Below are 17321 nucleotides of genomic sequence, written 5' to 3'. Positions count from 1 at the left end.
CCCCGTTTCCGCCCAGCTCAGAGCGCCTGGAGGCCACTGATCACGTCGCGCAGAATACTCTCGTCCGGCAGCTCGGCAGGGGGTACGGGACGTGTCACATGGACCATTTCGTCATCCACCAGGTCCCCGATGAGGACCCGCACCACTCCGATGGGCAGATCGAGTTCGGCAGCGAGTTCGGCGACCGACTGGGGGGCGTCACGGCAGAGTTCGACGATGTCCACGTGTTCCGGGGACAGTGTGTGGTCCGCTTCGGGGTCCTCGGCGTGCTGTTCCGTGACCACCAGCGCGATCAGATCGAGGCGATGCTGGGTCGCGCTGGTGGTGCGGCCACGTGTCATGGCGTACGGACGGACCACCGGTCCCGCCTCGTCGTCGAACCAGTGGCGTCTTCCCTGACCGTCTCCGCTCATGCCGTCCCACTACCCGCCCGAAGGCAGATCGGTGCGCGGACTGGCCGCCAGATGTACGCCGACCCGCTTGACGAGGAGCGTCATCTCGTACGCGACCTGGCCCACGTCCGAGTCGGCGTCCGAGAGGACGGCGAGGCAACTGCCGTCGCCGGCTGCCGTGACGAACAGGAAGGCCTCGTCGAGTTCCACGACGGTCTGGCGGACACTGCCGGCCTCGAAGTGCCGGCCGACGCCCTTGGCGAGGCTGTGGAAACCGGAGGCGACGGCGGCCAGGTGCTCGCTGTCCTCCCGGGTGAGGTCTTTCGACGCCCCGGTGGGAAGTCCGTCTCCGGAGAGCACGATCGCCTTGTGGATGCTGGCGACGCGGTCCACCAGTTCGTCCAGCAGCCAGTTCAGCTCGCCGGACACGCTGCTGGTCGCGGTGGGCCCTGCGGCCTTCGGTGCGGTCATCGACCGTCCCCCTCTGTCGTTCGTCGTGCTGAGCCGTCCTGGGCCTGGTCGCCCACGGCGTTCTCTTCGCGGCCGCGCTGCCAGCCCCGCTGGAGCGAGGCCATCCGGCTGCGTACTTCGTCGGCGTCCCGGTCGGCGGGGTCCGGCCCCGTGCCGTCGCGGGCCTTGTCACGGTCGGCGAGCCGAGCCGGTCCGTCCTTCAACCGCGGGGCCAGACTGGCCTGCCGGACGCGCCGGGGCAGCGGGGTGGTACCCGGTTCCGTCTGCCCCACGGCTGTGTCGTGGCGCGAGGTCGTGTCGTTCGGTCCCGCGGCCGATGCGCTGCCGCGGCTGCGCCGGGGCAGCGCCGGGGCGTCCGGATGCCCGGTGGCCTCACGGAGGCCGGGGCTCCTGCGAGGGTCGGGAGCTTCACGGAGCCCGGGTCTGTCGGGTGCGCCGAAGGCCTCCCGCGGACCGGGATCACCGGAGCGGCCGGCGCCGTGCCGTGCCGCGGCCGCGGACCGTTCGCCACGCCGCTTGGGCAGCGGTTTGGGGCCGTCGAGTTCCGTCGCCCCGCGTTCCGGGAGATCCGCGCGCTCTCTCGGCCCCGGGGCCGAGGGTGCGCCCAGGTCCTGGGTCGATCCGAGGTCGCGATCCGCGTCGTCGTCCGTGCGGTCGCGCCATGACCTGCTCTGGGTGACAGGGCGACCGTGGGAGCTGACGAGCTTGGGCGTCCGGCGTCGCGGCAGCGCGACGGGAGCGGTGCCCGCACGATCGTCGTCGCCGGGGTGGGCGGAGTCGTCGGCGCCGGCCAGTTGGTGCCGCCCTGCGGGAACCCCGGCGATGGAGCGCCTGGGACGGAACAGTCCGCCGCGTTCGCTGTCGTCGTCGCCGAGAGCGCCGGGGAATCCGGTGAGCGTGTCCAGGTCGACCGGCGACTCCAGCTCGACGGGGCCGTCCAGTACCGAGGCGGGCAGTCCCGGCAGACGCACCGGTGACTGGGTGAGCGCGGTCTTGCGGCTCGCCTCGGTCTCGGCGTCCTTGGTCGGCAGGGTGCGGTCGAGGCGGAAGCCGATGCCGTTGGTGTCGGGTACGTCGTCGGTGAGCAGGGAGTCGGGCATGAAGACGACCGCGGTGGTACCGCCGTACGGGGACGGCTGGAGGGAGACGCGGACGTTCTGCCGCTGGGCGAGCCGGCTGACCACGAAGAGGCCGAGCCGGTCGGTGTCGGAGAGCTCGAACTCGGGGGTCTCGGCGAGCCGCAGGTTGGCGTCGAGCAGTGCCTCGGCGGCCATGCCGAGGCCACGGTCGTGGATCTCCAGGGTGAAGCCGTTGGCGACCCGCTCACCGACGACGTGGACGGCCGTGTGCGGGGGCGAGAACACCGTGGCGTTCTCCAGGAGTTCGGCCACCAGGTGGGTGACGTCGGCGACGGCGGGGCCGGTGACGGCGATGCGCGGCAGTCGGCGTACCTCGACGCGTTCGTAGTCCTCGACCTCGGCGACGGCGGCGCGGACGATGTCCATGAGCTGGACCGGCTTGCGCCACTGCCGGGACGGCGCCGCGCCGGACAGGATGACCAGTCCCTCGGCATGGCGGCGCATCCGGGTGGTCAGGTGGTCGAGGCGGAACAGGTCGGCCAGTTCGTCCGTGTCCTCGGTCCTGCGTTCCATGGTGTCCAGGAGGGTGAGCTGCTTGTGCAGGAGCACCTGGCTGCGGCGCGCGAGATTCACGAAGACCTCGGAGACGCCCTCGCGCAGTTCGGACTGCTTGACGGCCGCCTCGACGGCGGCGCGCTGAAGGGTGTTGAGGGCCTGGCCGACCTCGCCTATCTCGTTCCTGTCGTACTCCAGGCGCGGCACCTCGGTCTCGACGTCGACCTGTTCACCGGCGGAGAGGCGGCGCATGACGCTGGGCAGTCGTACACCGGACGCCTCGTGGGCCTCCAGCCGCAGCCGGCGCAGGTCGCGGATGAGGCTGCGGCCGATGCGCACGGACATGAAGAGCGAGATCAGCAATGCGATCAGACCGACCACGCCCGCGACGACGGCCTTGAGGATGACGCCCATGGCCACGGGCCTGACCCGGTCCTGGTAGTGGTCGCCCGCCTGGTCCTCGAGTTCGCCGAGTTCGGCGAGCACGTGCCCGGCCGCGCCGTCCCAGCTCCTGGCGGTGACGCCGCTCGGCGAGCCCGCCGTGGAATCGGCGACGGCCTGCTCCGCGACGCGCAGGGGCGCGGTGCCGGCGTTCCGCCAGTAGCGCTCGAAGCGGTCGCGTTCAGCGGAGGGCAGCAACGGCAGGCTGACGTCGTAGAGGAGGGTCCGCTGGGCCACGAGGTCGGAGATCTCGCGCAGTTCGTCCCGTGTGAGGTGACCGTCGACCAGGGCGGAGCCGAGCAGGGCGTCCTCGCGGGAGAGCAGTTCGCGGGCGCGGGACACATTGACGAGGGCGCGGCTCTGCTTGTCCAGCTCCACATCGTCGACGACGTGCAGGTTGGCCAGCAGGACATAGCAGGGGTCGATCAACCGGTTGTAGAGGCCCAGTGCCTGGGCGCGGTTGACGGTGCCGTCCTCGATGCCGCTGCGCAGCGACGGGATCCCTTCGACGGCGTCGAGGAGGGAGGTGAGGCGCTCCGAGGTGCCCCCGCCCAGTTCCTTGCGTACGCCCTTGTCCTTGGCGTTCCTGCGGACCTTCGCGAGGACGCGGTCCGTGGCGCTGCGGCTTCGCTCCAGCGCCGTGTGTCCGTCGGACGCGCGAGGATCGGCCAGGTAGACGAGCGTCTGCCGGCGTTCCTGCTGGAGGACCCTGACGGTGTCCTCGGTCGGGTAGCCGATCTTCTCCACGATGTCGGAGACGCTGAAGAGCCGGCTCGCCTCCCGCCCCGTGAGCACGGTCGCGAAAGCCCAGATCGCGGTGAGGGACACCAGAGGCACGAGAAGCAGCGCCACAATCTTCCTGCGGATGGACTTCCCGCGAAAGCGCATGGCCTCCCCCAGCTCGACCCCCTCGGCCGGGGGTACACATGTGCGTCAACAAACGGCGTGAGCCTACTACTGACCCGGAGGTAACTCGAAGACCCGTCCGGGCGCGGTCCTGCCCCGACGGGGAACGAGACATGGGGAGTTGTCCGTTCATTGGGGGAGATTGCCTCCCTGAATCCGGCACTTGGGGCCGGATCGCATCGGAGCGGAGAACTTCGGCAGTTGGCCGGAATTCTTCGCTCGGCGGGAATCTTCGGGGCAGGTCGTTCGTCTTTCTGTACGGGAATTGAGGGCGGAATCGGCCGTAGGCGCCGCATGCCGCTCTCAGGCGGCGTAAAAGAGCGTAAGCCGGGCAGCCACTGGGGGGCGGGGGTCGCGAGACACCCGTGCGAAGAGGACTGCTGGGCGGTGGGGAGTGACAAGTTGATGGGCACGGCGGAGCGGAGCGGGGCACCCGCGACAGGCGTCGCGACACGCGAGGCGGCAGAACTGGCCACCCTGGCACCGGATCGCGACATTCCGGCGGCTGGGGACGGCCTGACTGACGGACGGGCCGCGACGGGCGGGCTCGGTGCGGCAGACCTCCGGGACGCCGCCATGGGCAGGGTCGGCCGCCGGGTCGACGGGAGGGGCGCCGCCACGGACGGATACGAGAACGACGAAGAACGGTCGTACTACCGGCCGTTGTGGATCGAGGAACCCGCGCGCAGGCGCCGGCTGCCCGATCCGGTGCGTACGTCGGCCGTGCGCGCGGTACTCATCATCGCGGTGACGCTGATACAGGCCGTGGTGGCCTTCCTGTGCACGATGACGGAGTCCTGGCTGGCCTTCCCGATGGTCCTGAGCAGCGTGGCCAGTACGGTGGTCGCCACCTGGGCAGCCCTGGACGTCTGGGTGACACGGCAGGTGTGGAACCAGCGGAACGGCGTGGTCTCGGTGCCGAGCAGCACCGCGCGGGCACTCCGGCGCGAGCGCCGCAAGGCCAGGCGCCAGGCACGGATCTCGGCGCGTGCCCAGGAGCGGATACGCAGGCGGGGCGGAGCCGGACAGTTGTCGCACTCGTGAAGGGCGCGTCAGCCTGCTCGGCCTGAGCCCCGAGGGTGCGGGTGCGGGAGGCCGGACCTCGGCGCCCCGCACCCCGCATCGGCTCGGGGAGACCGGAGTCAGGCGCTCACAGCATCGTCGGCTCCACCGGGTCCTCGCCGCGCGCCAGTTCACGTCGGACACGCATGAAGGGACGGGGGCGGTCGACCGCGAGCACCCCCGTCGTGCGGCCTGCGTGCTCATAGAGGGCGAGGAAGCCGCCCTCGGCCGGTCCACCGTCGTCGAGAGCCCCCTCGACGACCCGGACCGTGTCTGATTCGTGCCGCCGGCCCGCGAACTGGATCCGCGCGCCGTACTGGTCCGACCAGAAGTAGGGCAGGGTCCGCACGGTCGCGACGGTTCGTCCGGCGAGCAGGTTGCCCACCGCGACACGGGGTTGCTCGGTGGCGGAGGTCCAGTGTTCGGCGCGGGTGCCGCCGACCCGGGCGACGTCGCCGACGGCGACGACCTGCGGGAGTCCGGTCACGCAGCCGTCGTCGCAGAGCACTCCGTCGTTCAGGGCGAGCGTCGAACCCGCCAGCCAGCCGGTGTTCGGGGCGGCGCCGATGCCGATTATCACGACATCGGCGGGCAGGGAGCGACCGTCGGACAGTTTCACTCCGGTGACCGCGGGTGTCGCGCCACCACTCCCCCGGAGCCCGGCGACGCCGGTTCCGGTGACGAGGCCGGTGCCCGCGCGCCGGTGCAGTGCGGCGCACACGGCTGCCATGTTCGGACCGAGTTGAGGAAGGAGTGGCAGTGGGGCCGCCTCGACGACGGTGACGTCATGGCCGAGGGCCGCGCATGAGGACGCGGTCTCGGAACCGATGAAGCCGCCGCCGATGACGACGACGCGGCGCCGTCCCGAGGTGAGTTCCGTGCGCAGGGCACGGGCGTCGTCGAGGGTGCGCAGGGTGTGCACGCCGAGGAGGTCGCCACCGGGGAGGCGGCGGGCGGAGGCGCCCGTGGCGATGACCACTCCGTCCGTGGGGACAGTGCGGCCGTCGTCCAGGAGGACCGTGCGGCCACGGGCGTCAAGACCGCGGGCGGGTACGCCGAGGAGCCACTCGGCGTCGAGTTCCGCGCTCTCCTCGGCGTCGGTCAGGGCGAGTCGGTCCTCGCCGACGAGACCGGTGAGGAAGTCCTTGGAGAGCGGAGGCCGGTCGTACGGGCGGTGGGACTCGTCTCCGACGATCACCAGTCGTCCGTCGAAGCCCTGGGCGCGCAGTTCGCGTGCCGCGTACAGACCGGAGAGGGAGGCACCGACGACGGTCACGGTTCTCATAGGTCCCGCCCCGCGTCACGACGGCTCGTGGCGCCCAGAGGTCCCGGCCCGTCGCTGCGGCTCGTGGCGCTCAGGTGACGCAGGCGGCCGAGGCGGCTCGTGCGCCCCGGACGGCTCACGCGGACCGCCCGGCGCCCTGTGGTCACACGGCGCTTGTGGGACTCGTGAGGCATATAAGCCTTGTGAGGGAGGCGAGTTGCATCGCCGGCTTCCGGGACCGACGGGCAGGCTCGGCGGGCGGCGTCGATTCCGGCCACGGGACCGAAGCGGGACGCAGGGACCGGAGTCGGGGAGTTCACGCGGCGGAGCCCTCCTCCGCGGCGAGGTGGACGTGGATCATTCCGTCGTCGACGGTGACGCGGTGGGTGCGGACAGGGCGGCGGGCCGGGAGACACGTCGGCCGGCCGGTGCGGAGATCGAACGAGGCGGCGTGCAGCGGGCATTCGATCAGGCAGCCCTCCAGCCAGCCCTCCGAGAGAGAGGCGTCCTGGTGGGTGCAGGTGTCGTCGATGGCGTACAGCTCACCGTCGGCGTTGAACACGGCGACCGGTGGGGTGGTCCCGACGCGGACGGATTCGCCCTCGGGGAGGTCTTCAAGGCGGCAGACGGGAATCATGGGCCCCCCTCTAGGTACGGACGTTCTCGTCCGCGACCTCTCAGGTCCAGATCGTCGGGAACCTTCCGGGTTCCGGACGCTTCGGTAACATGATGTTTCGTATGGCGCACGAGGGAGCGCTATGCGCAACAGAATCCGCGCGGGAATCCCGTCTCGTCAAGGGCTTCCCGCAGATGCGGCCCGAACAGGGCCGTCAGGTGGTGAGAGTTGACCTATGACGCGCACGCAGAAGCGGGCTGAACGCCCCGACGAGACCCCCGAGAACCAGAGCGGCAGGGGAGCGGGCAGCGCCGTGCAGTCGGTGGACCGCGCCGTGAGCGTGCTGGAGATCCTCGCCCGGCTCGGCGAAGCGGGCGTCACCGAGATCGCCGAGGAACTGGACGTGCACAAGTCCACCGCGTTCCGGCTGCTCGGCGTCCTGGAGAACCGCGGCCTGGTCGCACAGGCCAAGGACCGCGGCAAGTACTACCTGGGAGCGGCCCTGCTGCGCCTCGCTGGAGCGGCTGCGGTACGCCTCGACATCTCGCAGGAGGGCGTCCCGGTCTGCCGCGAACTCGCGGACGAGCTGGGCGAGACCGTCAACATCGCCGTCCTGGACGACGACGCCGCGGTCAACATCATGCAGGCCCGCGGCACCGCGTCGGTCACGGCTCAGAACTGGCTGGGCAGACGCACTCCGCTGCACGCCACGTCCAGCGGGAAGGTGCTGCTCGCGCACATGTCCCCCACGTTGCGGGAGGGGTTGCTGGCCCGCCCGCTGCCGCGCTTCACGGAGCGCACGATCACCGGTCCGTCGACCCTGCGCGGGGAGCTGGAAGCCGTCATCGAGCAGGGTTACGGCGTCACGCTCGAGGAGTTGGAGCTGGGGCTCGCCGCGGTGGCCGCCCCGGTGCGGGCGCACGACGGCAAGGTGATCGCCGCGATCAGCGTGTCGGGACCGGTGTACAGGCTGAACGCGGACCGCCTGCCGGAGTTGTCCAAACGGACGGTGGCGGCGGGGGCGGAGCTGTCCCGCCGGATGGGCTACGGGTTCTGAGACGGCTGAGGCGGCCGACCGGTCCGACCCCGCCGGAGCACTCGGGGCCGGCCACCGCCGGCCCCGACCGGTGACGCCTCCGCCGCGGAGCATCACCGCCACCACCTCGCCCCGCCGCCGCCCCGCCCCGCACCCTTTGAAGGGGCGCCCTCGTCACGGCGCGGGGCCGGGACTCTCCGGGGCCCCGCGGCACTGTGTGTCGGCCACGTTTCGGGCCCCCGGTTCCTTTTGCCAAGGGTTAACTCCCGCCTCTTGACGGCCCCATGACGGCGTTCTCAGTATGTTCCTCATCACGCAACCCATCGTGTAATGCGCAACAGCAGAGGAGCTGATCGTGCCCCACGAGGTCCGTGCCGTAGTCGCTGTCAAAAAGGGCGCACCCGTCGAGGTGCAGACGATCCTCGTTCCCGACCCGGGGCCCGGTGAGGTACTCGTCGACGTCCAGGCCTGCGGGGTCTGCCACACGGATCTGCACTACCGCGAGGGCGCGGTCAACGACGCGTTCCCCTTCCTGCTGGGCCATGAGGCGGCCGGCACCATCGAGGCGGTCGGCGAGGGTGTCACCGACCTGACCCCCGGCGACTACGTGGTCCTCGCCTGGCGTGCCCCCTGCGGCACCTGCCGCTCCTGTCGCCGCGGACGCCCTTGGTACTGCTTCGACTCGCGCAACGCCACCCAGCCGATGACCCTCCTCGACGGCACCCCGCTCAGCAACGCCCTCGGCATCGGCGCCTTCGCCGAGAAGACCCTGGTCGCGGCCGGACAGGCGGTGAAGATCGACCCGGCGGCACGGCCGGAGGCCGCTGGGCTGATCGGCTGCGGTGTGATGGCGGGATACGGCGCCGCGGTCAACACCGGCCGGGTCGGGCGCGGAGACACGGTCGCCGTCATCGGCTGCGGCGGCGTGGGCAACGCGGCCATCGCGGGAGCCTGCCTGAACGGCGCGATGAAGGTCATCGCCGTCGACATCGACGACAGGAAGCTCGACCTCGCGGAAAGGTTCGGTGCCACCCACACCGTCAACTCCCGGGGAACGGACCCGGTCGAGGCCGTGCGCGCGCTGACCGACGGATTCGGAGTCGACATCGCCATCGACGCGGTGGGCCGGCCGGAGACGTACAAGCAGGCCTTCTACATGCGCGACCACGCCGGAACACTCGTCCAGGTGGGTGTACCCGACCCCGACATGCGGATCGACCTGCCGCTGATCGACCTGTTCTCGCGCGGCGGCGCCCTGAAGTCCTCCTGGTACGGCGACTGCCTGCCGAGCCGCGACTTCCCGTTCCTCATCGACCAGTACCTGTACGGGCTGCTGGACCTCAACGCCTTCGTCAGCGAGACGATCTCGCTCGACCAGGTCGAGGAGGCGTTCACGAAGATGCACCGCGGCGAGGTGCTCCGATCGGTGGTGGTCCTGTGACCGCCCGCTGAGCTGTCCAACACCCCGGCAACCTGAGCGCGTTCACTCCCCCACCCGGCAAGGAGGGGCATGTCCAGCACGCACGCACCCCGTCCCCGTGTCGTCGTCATCGGCGCCGGTATCGTCGGCTGTTCACTCGCCGACGAACTGACCGCCCGCGGCTGGAACGACGTCACCGTTCTCGAACAGGGCCCGCTGCCCGCCCCAGGCGGCTCCACCTCGCACGCACCGGGCCTGGTGTTCCAGACCAACCCCTCCAAGACGCTCACCGCCTTCGCCCGCTACACGGTCGAGAAGTTCTCCTCCCTCCAGGTCGACGGCGTCTCCTGCTTCGACCAGGTGGGCGGACTGGAGCTCGCGACCACCCCCGAGCGCATGGCGGACCTGCACCGCAGGGCCGGTTACGCGACCTCATGGGGAGTCCGCGGCGAGATCGTCGACGCCGACCGGTGCAATGAACTCTGGCCGCTCATCGACCGGTCGGCCGTCCTCGGCGGCTTCCACACCCCGGACGACGGGCTGGCCCGCGCCCTGCTCGCGGCCCGCGCCCAGATGGAGCGCGCGACCGGGCGGGGCGCCCGCTTCCTCGACCGTCACACGGTCACGGGCATCGAGCGGGTGGACGGCAGAGTCACCGGCGTCGTCACCGACCGGGGCACGTTCCGCGCCGATCACGTCGTCTCCGCCGCCGGCTTCTGGGGGCCCGTCATCGGACGCATGGCCGGAGTCGACGTACCCCTGCAACCGCTCGCGCACCAGTACGCGCGGACCCGGCCGCTGCCCGAACTCGCCGGAGCGGAGTCCGAAGCCTCGAAGCCCATCCTCCGCTTCCAGGACCGCGACCTCTACTTCCGCGAGCACCACGACCGCATCGGCATCGGCAGCTATGCCCACCGGCCGCTGCCGGTCGACCCGTTCGGGATCCTCCCGTACGACGAGGCACGCGCGAACGGCAGGGAGATGCCGTCCTCGTACCCGTTCACCGAGGAGGACTGGTCGCCGAGCTGGGACGACTGCCGCCGGTTGCTTCCGGCACTGCGCGCCACGGAGATCGAGGAGGGCTTCAACGGGGTCTTCTCCTTCACCCCGGACGGCATGCCGGTGCTCGGGGAGTCCCGGCGACTGCGCGGCTTCTGGCTGGCCGAGGCGGTCTGGGTCACCCACTCGGCCGGTGTCGCCAAGGCGGTCGCCGAGTGGATGGTCGACGGCCGCGCCTCGGTCGACCTGCACGAATGCGACCTCACGCGTTTCGAGGACGCACAGCGTTCACCGTCGTACGTCCTTGAACGCGGTGCGCAACAGTTCGCCGAGGTGTACGACATCCTGCACCCCCTCCAGCCGATGGAGCAGCCGCGCCCTCTGCGGGTCAGCCCCTTCCACGCCCGGCAGCAGCAGCTCGGCGCGCGGTTCCTGGAGGGCGGCGGCTGGGAGCGGCCGCACTGGTACGAGGCGAACGCCCCGCTCACCGACACGCTCGGTCCCCTCCCGGAACGGGACGCGTGGTCGGCCCGCTACTGGTCCCCGATCGCCGCTGCCGAGGCGAGGGCGACCCGCGAGAGGGTCGCCCTGTACGACATGACCCCGCTGCGCCGTCTCGAAGTGACCGGCCCCGGCGCCCTCACCTTCCTCCAGCGCATGACCACCAACAACCTTCGCAAGAAGCCCGGCGCGGTCACCTACACGCTGCTCCTCGACGAGACCGGCGGCGTGCGCTCCGACCTCACCGTCGCCCGGCTGGCGCCCGACCGCTTCCAGATCGGCGCCAACTCCCCCGCCGACCTGGACTGGCTGCTGCGGCACGCGCCGCAGGACGTGCACATCCGGGACATCACCTCCGGCACCTGCTGCATCGGCGTGTGGGGTCCGCTCGCCCGGGACCTCGTCCAGCCGCTGACCCGCGACGACTTCTCACACGAAGGCTTCGGCTACTTCCGCGCCAAGGAGACCTACCTCGGGCATGTCCCGGTCACCGCCCTGCGGTTGAGCTACGTCGGGGAGCTCGGCTGGGAGCTGTACACCACGGCCGACCTGGGGCTCAGGCTCTGGGACACGCTCTGGGATGCGGGACGGCCCCACGGCGTGATCGCCGCCGGGCGCTCGGCCTTCAACTCCCTGCGCCTGGAGAAGGGGTACCGGGCCTGGGGCACCGACATGACCGACGAGCACAATCCGTACGAGGCGGGCGTCGGTTTCGCCGTCCGCATGGACAAGGATGGTTTCGTCGGCCAGGAGGCCCTGCAGGCCCTCGCGGCACAGGAGCCTGCCCGCAGGCTCACCCCGCTCCTCCTCGACGACCCCGCCGCCGTCGTCCTCGGCAAGGAGCCCGTCCATGTCGACGGCGCCCCCGCCGGATACGTGACCAGCGCCTCGTACGGCTACACGCTCGGCCGCTGTGTCGCGTACGCCTGGCTGCCGTCTCTCCCCACCGGTACGGGCGTGCACATCGGCTACTTCGGCGAGATGCTCCCCGCGACCGTCGCCGAGGAACCGCTCTTCGATCCGAAGATGAACCGAATCCGCCGTTGAATCCGATGAGGAGTCAAGAGCCGGACCAAAAGGCAGGAGGAGGCCCTGTGTCCCCCACGTACGACGTGATCGTGATCGGTCTCGGTGGCATGGGCAGCGCCGCCGCGCACCATCTGTCCGCCCGCGGTGCCCGCGTCCTCGGCCTGGAGAAGTTCGGCCCCGTGCACAACCGGGGCTCCAGCCACGGCGGTTCGCGCATCACCCGCCAGTCCTACTTCGAGGACCCGGCGTACGTCCCGCTGCTGCTGCGCGCCTACGAGCTGTACGACGAACTGGAGCGGGCCACGGGCCGCGACATCGCCACCCTGTGCGGCGGCGTGATGGTCGGGCGCCCGGACTCACGGACCGTCTCCGGTTCGCTGCTCTCGGCGCAGCGGTGGGACCTGCCCCACGAGATGCTGAACGCGGCGGAGATCCGGCGCCGCTTCCCGACCCTGAATCCGCGTGACGACGAGGTCGCGCTGTTCGAGGCGCGAGCGGGACTCCTCCGCCCCGAGAACACCGTCGCGGCGCACCTCCAGCTCGCCACCCGGCAGGGCGCCGACCTGCACTTCGACGAGCCGATGACCCGCTGGGAGCCGTACCGGGACGGCGTGCGCGTGCACACGGCGGAGAACACGTACACGGCCGGTCAACTGGTGATCTGCCCGGGAGCGTGGGCGCCGCGGTTGCTCACCGATCTGGGAGTGCCCTTCCGGATCGAGCGGCAGGTCATGTACTGGTTCCAGCCGGCGGGCGGGGTGGGGCCGTTCGTGCCCGAGAGGCATCCCATCTACATCTGGGAGGACCCGGCCGGAGTCCAGGTGTACGGCTTCCCCGCCATCGACGGACCCGAGCTGGGCGCGAAGGTCGCCTTCTTCCGCAAGGGCGTCGAGTGCACCCCCGAGGACATCGACCGGACCGTGCACGAGGACGAGATCCGGGCCATGGCCGACCACATGTCCCGCTGCGTCCCCGCTCTGCCCGGCTCCTTCCTCAAAGCCGCCACCTGCATGTATTCCAACACCCCCGACGAGCACTTCGTCATCGCCCGCCATCCCGCGCACCCGGAGTCCGTCACCGTCGCCTGCGGGTTCTCCGGACACGGCTTCAAGTTCGTGCCGGTCGTCGGCGAGATCCTCGCCGACCTCGCCCTCGACGGCTCCACCGAGCACCCGATCGGTCTGTTCGACCCCCACCGCCTCGCCGCCGCGCCCGCCTGAGGAGTACGCACGTGACGACGACCCCTGTCTCTCCGTCCCCTGGCTCCCCCAGCCTGATCCCCACGCTCCCCGGGCGCTACTACACCGATCCGGAGATCTTCCGACAGGAGCAGGAGCGGATCTTCGAGTCGATGTGGTTCTGCGCGGTGCGCTCCGCGGATCTCGCGGGGCCCGGAGCCTTCCGCACCGTCCAGGTCGGCCGGGAGAGCGTCCTGATCACCCGCTCCCGCACGGGTGAACTGCGCGCCTTCCTCAACATCTGCCGCCACCGGGGCGCCCGGCTGTGCGCCGAGGAGTCGGGCGAGGTCCGGCGCAACCTCCAATGCCCGTACCACGCCTGGACGTACGACCTCGACGGCAAGCTGATCGCGGCGCCGAACCTGGTCAAGATGCCGGACGTGGACCGCGTCGAGTACGGCCTGGTCAAGGTCGCCCTGCGTGAATGGCTCGGCTACGCCTGGGTGTGCCTGGCCGACGAGCCGCCCTCCTTCGAGGAGACGGTGACGGGCGCGGCCGTGGAGCGGCTCGGCACCGCGGCGGCCATCGAGCACTACGGCGCCGAGAACCTCGCGCTCGGCCGCCGCATCACCTACGACGTGCGGGCGAACTGGAAGCTGCTCGTCGAGAACTTCATGGAGTGCTATCACTGCGCCACGATCCATCCCGAACTGACCGAGGTGCTCCCGGAGTTCGCGCAGGGCTACGCGGCGCAGTACTACGTGGGCCATGGCGCCGAGTTCGGAAAGGAGATCAGAGGCTTCACGGTCGACGGCAGCGAGGGCTTCGCCCGACTGCCCGAGGTCGCGGAGGACCAGGACCGCCGCTACTACGCGATCACGGTGAAACCGACGGTCTTCGTCAATCTGGTCCCGGACCATGTCATCCTGCACCGCATGTTCCCGCTCGCCGAGGACCGTACGGTGGTCGAGTGCGACTGGCTCTACGCCCCGGAGGTCGTCGAGTCGGGCGCGGACGTGTCCAAGTCGGTGGAGCTCTTCCACCGGGTGAACGAGCAGGACTTCGAAGCCTGTGAGAGGACACAGCCGGCGATGGCGTCCCGGGCCTATCGCAACGGTGGTGTGCTGGTTCCGACCGAGCATCACATCGGGATCTTCCACGAGTGGTTGATCGCGCGACTGGGAGGCCCACGTGCCTGACCTGTACATCGACGGAACATGGCGGGGCCCGCTCGACGAGGGCACCCGGGAGATCCGCTGTCCCGCCGACGGCTCCCTGGTCGGCGTCGTCGACGAGGCGGGCGGCAAGGACACGGTGGAGGCCGTCGCCGCCGCCCGCCGCGCCTTCGACGAGGGCCCCTGGCCCACGACCCCGGCCGCGGACCGCGGCGACCTGCTGCTGCGCGTCGCCGACCTCCTCGTCCGCGACAAGGACGCTCTCGCGCGCGCAGAGTCGCTGGACACCGGCAAGCGGCTCGTCGAGAGCGAGTACGACATCGACGACATCGCCAACTGCTTCCGCTACTTCGGCCGGCTGGCCGCCGCCGAGACCGGCCGGGTCATCGAGACGGGCACGCCGAGCGTCGACAGCCGCGTGGTGTACGAACCGGTCGGGGTCTGCGGGCTGATCACCCCGTGGAACTATCCGCTGTTGCAGACGGCCTGGAAGGTGGCGCCGGCGCTCGCCGCGGGCAACACCTTCGTCCTCAAGCCGAGCGAGCTGACTCCGCACACGGCGATCCACCTGATGCGGCTCCTGGAGGAGGCCGGTGTGCCGCCGGGCGTGGCCAATCTGGTGCTGGGCGCGGGCCCCGAAGCGGGCGCCCCGCTGGCCGATCATCCGGACGTGGACCTGCTCTCCTTCACCGGGGGCCTCGGAACCGGGCGCGGGCTGATGGCCGCCGCGGCCGGGACGGTCAAGAAGGTGGCGCTCGAACTCGGCGGCAAGAACCCGAACATCGTGTTCGCCGACGCCGACTTCGAGACGGCCGTCGACATGGCTCTGACCGCGGTCTTCCTGCATTCCGGGCAGGTCTGCTCGGCGGGTGCGCGGCTGCTGGTCGAGGACACCCTGCACGACCGGTTCGTCGACGAGCTCGTTCGGCGGGCTTCGGGGATCAGACTCGGCGGGCCGTTCGACGAGTCGGCGCAGACCGGGCCGCTGATCTCGGCGGCGCATCGCGCCAAGGTCGAGGCGTACGTCGCCAAGGGGCTGGCGGAGGGAGCCGTACTGCGCTGCGGCGGCGCACGGCCGACGGGACCCGGCCTCGACAGGGGTTTCTACTATCCGCCGACCGTCCTCGACGAGTGCAGCGGCGACATGTCCGTGGTCCAGGAGGAGTCGTTCGGGCCCGTGCTCACCGTGGAGCGGTTCAGCGGCGAGGCCGAGGCCGTACGCCTCGCCAACGACACGGTCTACGGGCTGGCGGGCGCCGTCTTCAGCACCGACGGGGCCAAGGCCCAGCGCGTGGCGGCCCGGCTGCGCGTCGGCACGGTGTGGATCAACGACTACCACCCCTACGTCCCGCAGGCCGAGTGGGGAGGCTTCAAGCAGTCCGGCCTCGGCCGCGAACTCGGGCCGTCGGGGCTGGCCGAGTACCGCGAGGCCAAGCACATCTGGCGCAACACCGACCCGTCCCCGCAGGGCTGGTTCGCCTGATCCGGATCGTCCGGGGCGGCGCACTCCGGCCGCCCCGGCCCACCGACGCGGGCACGCTGCCCGCGTGCCGCCCCACCAAAGAACCCGGCACCCGCACGAGCCGCTCCTTCACCCCGTCCCCAGGCCCACCTGGAGTCCGCTCATGAAGACCACCGAGCAACCGTCCGGACCACACCATCACGACGACGCCGAGCTCGCCGAGTTCGGCTACCGACCCGAACTCAAGCGCACCCTCGGCAACTTCCACACCTTCGCCGCCGGCATCAGCTACATCTCCATCCTCACCGGCACCTTCCAGCTCTTCTACTTCGGTTACGCCAGCGGCGGTGCCGCCTACTGGTGGTCCTGGCCGATGGTCTTCGCCGGGCAGTTCATGGTCGCGCTCTGCTTCGCGGAGCTGGCCGCGCGCTATCCCGTGGCGGGCTCCGTGTACAACTGGTCGAAGAAGATAGGCAATCCGCATCTCGGCTGGCTGGCCGGCTGGATGATGCTGATCGCCTCCATCGTGACGATCTCGGCGGTGGCGCTCGCCTATCAGCTGACGCTCCCGCAGATCTCCTCCTTCTTCCAGTTCGTCGGGGACGGGACCGGGAAGTACGACGTCGCCACCAACGCGGTCGTCCTGGCCACGGTGCTCATCCTCTTCACGACCCTGGTGAACGCCTTCGGTGTGAAGCTGATGGCCACCATCAACAGCGCGGGCGTCTTCATCGAGCTGATCGCCACCGTCGTCCTCATCGTGCTGTTCGCCGTCCACATCACCCGAGGACCGCAGGTGGTCACGGAGACGGCGGGTACGGGGACCGGGCACTCGACCGGCTATCTCGGCGCGTTCCTGGTGGCCTCGCTGGCGTCGGCGTACGTGATGTACGGCTTCGACACGGCGGCCTCGCTCGGGGAGGAGTCCCTGGACCCCTCCCGCAACGCACCGCGCGCCATCATCCGCGCGATCGTCGCCTCGTTCGTCCTGGGCGGCCTGGTGCTGCTGCTCGCGCTGATGAGCGTCTCCAGCCTGAAGGGGCAGAAGCTGTCCACGGAGGGTCTGCAGTACATCGTGCTCGACGTGCTCGGCCCGACGGCGGGCAAGGCGATGCTGTGGTGCGTGCTGATAGCCGTCACCGTGTGCGCGCTCGCGGTGCACACGGCGGCGATCCGGCTGGCCTTCGCGATGTCCCGGGACAACAACCTGCCCGGATCCTCGCTGATGGCGCGGGTCAGCCCGCGCTTCAAGACCCCGGTACTGCCGGCGGTGATCATCGGCGTGCTGGCCGTCGCGATCCTCGTCGTGAACATCCGCCAGCCGCAGATCTTCACCGTGGTCACCAGCATCGGCATCGTCATGATCTATCTCGCCTACCTCGGCGTGACCGTGCCGATGCTGGTGTCCCGGCTGCGCGGCACGTGGCAGCCCGCGGGGGACGGCAAGTTCTCGCTGGGCCGCTGGGGCCTTCTCGTCAACATCGTCGCCGTGGTCTGGGGCGCGGCCATGACCGTCAACCTGATCTGGCCGCGCGCCGAGGTGTACAACGCCGCCGCGCCGTTCCACTGGTATCTGCGCTGGGGCGCCGTGCTGTTCGTGGCCGTCATCGGGGCGGGCGGCTTCGCCTACTACTGGTTCATCCAGCGGCACCGCACCGGCGTCCTCGACGAACACCGGCTGCGCCCCGCCGCCACGGCTCCGCTCACCACTCCCGCGGCCGACTGAAGGAGGCCA

13 protein-coding genes are annotated in these 17321 nt (G+C 70.6%); 8 read left to right on the top strand and 5 right to left on the bottom strand.

Going from position 1 to position 17321, the window contains the following annotated elements:
- Positions 1-17 precede the first annotated feature (17 nt).
- From OHT01_RS32980 to OHT01_RS32970, 3 genes are read right to left on the bottom strand one after another with little or no spacing between them, the layout of a single operon-like run.
- Complete coding sequence (locus OHT01_RS32980) at positions 18-413, bottom strand: DUF742 domain-containing protein (protein ID WP_328556750.1); 396 nt, start codon at positions 411-413, stop codon at positions 18-20.
- A gap of 9 nt (positions 414-422) precedes the next feature.
- Positions 423-863 (bottom strand): roadblock/LC7 domain-containing protein, encoded by a 441-nt coding sequence (locus OHT01_RS32975; RefSeq protein WP_328556749.1) that lies wholly within the window; start codon positions 861-863, stop codon positions 423-425.
- Entirely contained in the window at positions 860-3826 is a 2967-nt protein-coding gene (locus tag OHT01_RS32970; protein ID WP_328556748.1) for a nitrate- and nitrite sensing domain-containing protein, read from the bottom strand. Before OHT01_RS32970 ends, OHT01_RS32975 begins: the two co-directional genes overlap by 4 nt.
- 405 nt (positions 3827-4231) lie before the next feature.
- Here OHT01_RS32970 and OHT01_RS32965 point away from each other — a divergent pair, with 405 nt between their 5' ends.
- On the top strand, positions 4232-4888 hold the full coding sequence (locus tag OHT01_RS32965) for a hypothetical protein (protein WP_443043476.1): 657 nt from the start codon (positions 4232-4234) through the stop codon (positions 4886-4888).
- A gap of 106 nt (positions 4889-4994) precedes the next feature.
- On the opposite strand, the gene OHT01_RS32960 is transcribed toward OHT01_RS32965, so the two are convergent.
- Together OHT01_RS32960 and OHT01_RS32955 are read right to left on the bottom strand one after the other, a co-directional pair.
- On the bottom strand, positions 4995-6191 hold the full coding sequence (locus OHT01_RS32960; RefSeq protein ID WP_328556747.1) for an NAD(P)/FAD-dependent oxidoreductase: 1197 nt from the start codon (positions 6189-6191) through the stop codon (positions 4995-4997).
- Between the two features lie 295 nt (positions 6192-6486).
- Positions 6487-6807, bottom strand: coding sequence for a bifunctional 3-phenylpropionate/cinnamic acid dioxygenase ferredoxin subunit (locus tag OHT01_RS32955; protein ID WP_328556746.1), 321 nt, complete (start codon positions 6805-6807; stop codon positions 6487-6489).
- 214 nt (positions 6808-7021) lie between these two features.
- On the opposite strand from OHT01_RS32955, the gene OHT01_RS32950 reads away from it, so the two are divergent.
- From OHT01_RS32950 to OHT01_RS32920, 7 genes are all read left to right on the top strand, one after another.
- Entirely contained in the window at positions 7022-7843 is an 822-nt protein-coding gene (locus OHT01_RS32950; RefSeq protein WP_328556745.1) for an IclR family transcriptional regulator, read from the top strand.
- Positions 7844-8177: 334 nt separating this feature from the next.
- Complete coding sequence (locus tag OHT01_RS32945; protein WP_328556744.1) at positions 8178-9263, top strand: S-(hydroxymethyl)mycothiol dehydrogenase; 1086 nt, start codon at positions 8178-8180, stop codon at positions 9261-9263.
- A gap of 69 nt (positions 9264-9332) precedes the next feature.
- Entirely contained in the window at positions 9333-11789 is a 2457-nt protein-coding gene (locus OHT01_RS32940) for a GcvT family protein (protein WP_328556743.1), read from the top strand.
- A 47-nt stretch (positions 11790-11836) separates the two neighbouring features.
- Positions 11837-12991: an N-methyl-L-tryptophan oxidase gene (solA, locus tag OHT01_RS32935; protein WP_328556742.1), complete on the top strand. Its 1155-nt coding sequence runs from the start codon at positions 11837-11839 to the stop codon at positions 12989-12991.
- 11 nt (positions 12992-13002) lie between these two features.
- Positions 13003-14148 carry an aromatic ring-hydroxylating oxygenase subunit alpha gene (locus OHT01_RS32930; RefSeq protein WP_328556741.1) on the top strand — a complete coding sequence of 382 codons (1146 nt, stop codon included), beginning with the start codon at positions 13003-13005 and terminating at the stop codon, positions 14146-14148.
- Positions 14141-15607, top strand: a complete 1467-nt coding sequence (locus tag OHT01_RS32925; protein WP_328556740.1) for an aldehyde dehydrogenase family protein — start codon at positions 14141-14143, stop codon at positions 15605-15607. The genes OHT01_RS32930 and OHT01_RS32925 overlap by 8 nt, the downstream gene beginning before the upstream one ends.
- Positions 15608-15749: 142 nt before the next feature.
- Positions 15750-17312 carry an APC family permease gene (locus tag OHT01_RS32920; protein WP_328556739.1) on the top strand — a complete coding sequence of 521 codons (1563 nt, stop codon included), beginning with the start codon at positions 15750-15752 and terminating at the stop codon, positions 17310-17312.
- Positions 17313-17321: the final 9 nt, after the last annotated feature.

This window comes from Streptomyces sp. NBC_00358 (assembly GCF_036099295.1).
In the GTDB taxonomy this organism is placed as follows: domain Bacteria; phylum Actinomycetota; class Actinomycetes; order Streptomycetales; family Streptomycetaceae; genus Streptomyces.
Note: the sequence above shows the minus strand (reverse complement) of the source record. Positions and strands in the feature narration are given on the sequence as shown.

What these genes read in the sequence shown, in the direction of transcription:
- OHT01_RS32970 (WP_328556748.1), bottom strand. Translation starts at nt 3,826, where the DNA reads ATGCGCTTTCGCGGGAAGTCCATCCGCAGGAAGATTGTGGCGCTGCTT.
- OHT01_RS32950 (WP_328556745.1), top strand. Translation starts at nt 7,022, where the DNA reads ATGACGCGCACGCAGAAGCGGGCTGAACGCCCCGACGAGACCCCCGAG.
- OHT01_RS32940 (WP_328556743.1), top strand. Translation starts at nt 9,333, where the DNA reads ATGTCCAGCACGCACGCACCCCGTCCCCGTGTCGTCGTCATCGGCGCC.
- OHT01_RS32960 (WP_328556747.1), bottom strand. Translation starts at nt 6,191, where the DNA reads ATGAGAACCGTGACCGTCGTCGGTGCCTCCCTCTCCGGTCTGTACGCG.
- OHT01_RS32955 (WP_328556746.1), bottom strand. Translation starts at nt 6,807, where the DNA reads ATGATTCCCGTCTGCCGCCTTGAAGACCTCCCCGAGGGCGAATCCGTC.
- OHT01_RS32920 (WP_328556739.1), top strand. Translation starts at nt 15,750, where the DNA reads ATGAAGACCACCGAGCAACCGTCCGGACCACACCATCACGACGACGCC.
- OHT01_RS32980 (WP_328556750.1), bottom strand. Translation starts at nt 413, where the DNA reads ATGAGCGGAGACGGTCAGGGAAGACGCCACTGGTTCGACGACGAGGCG.
- OHT01_RS32975 (WP_328556749.1), bottom strand. Translation starts at nt 863, where the DNA reads ATGACCGCACCGAAGGCCGCAGGGCCCACCGCGACCAGCAGCGTGTCC.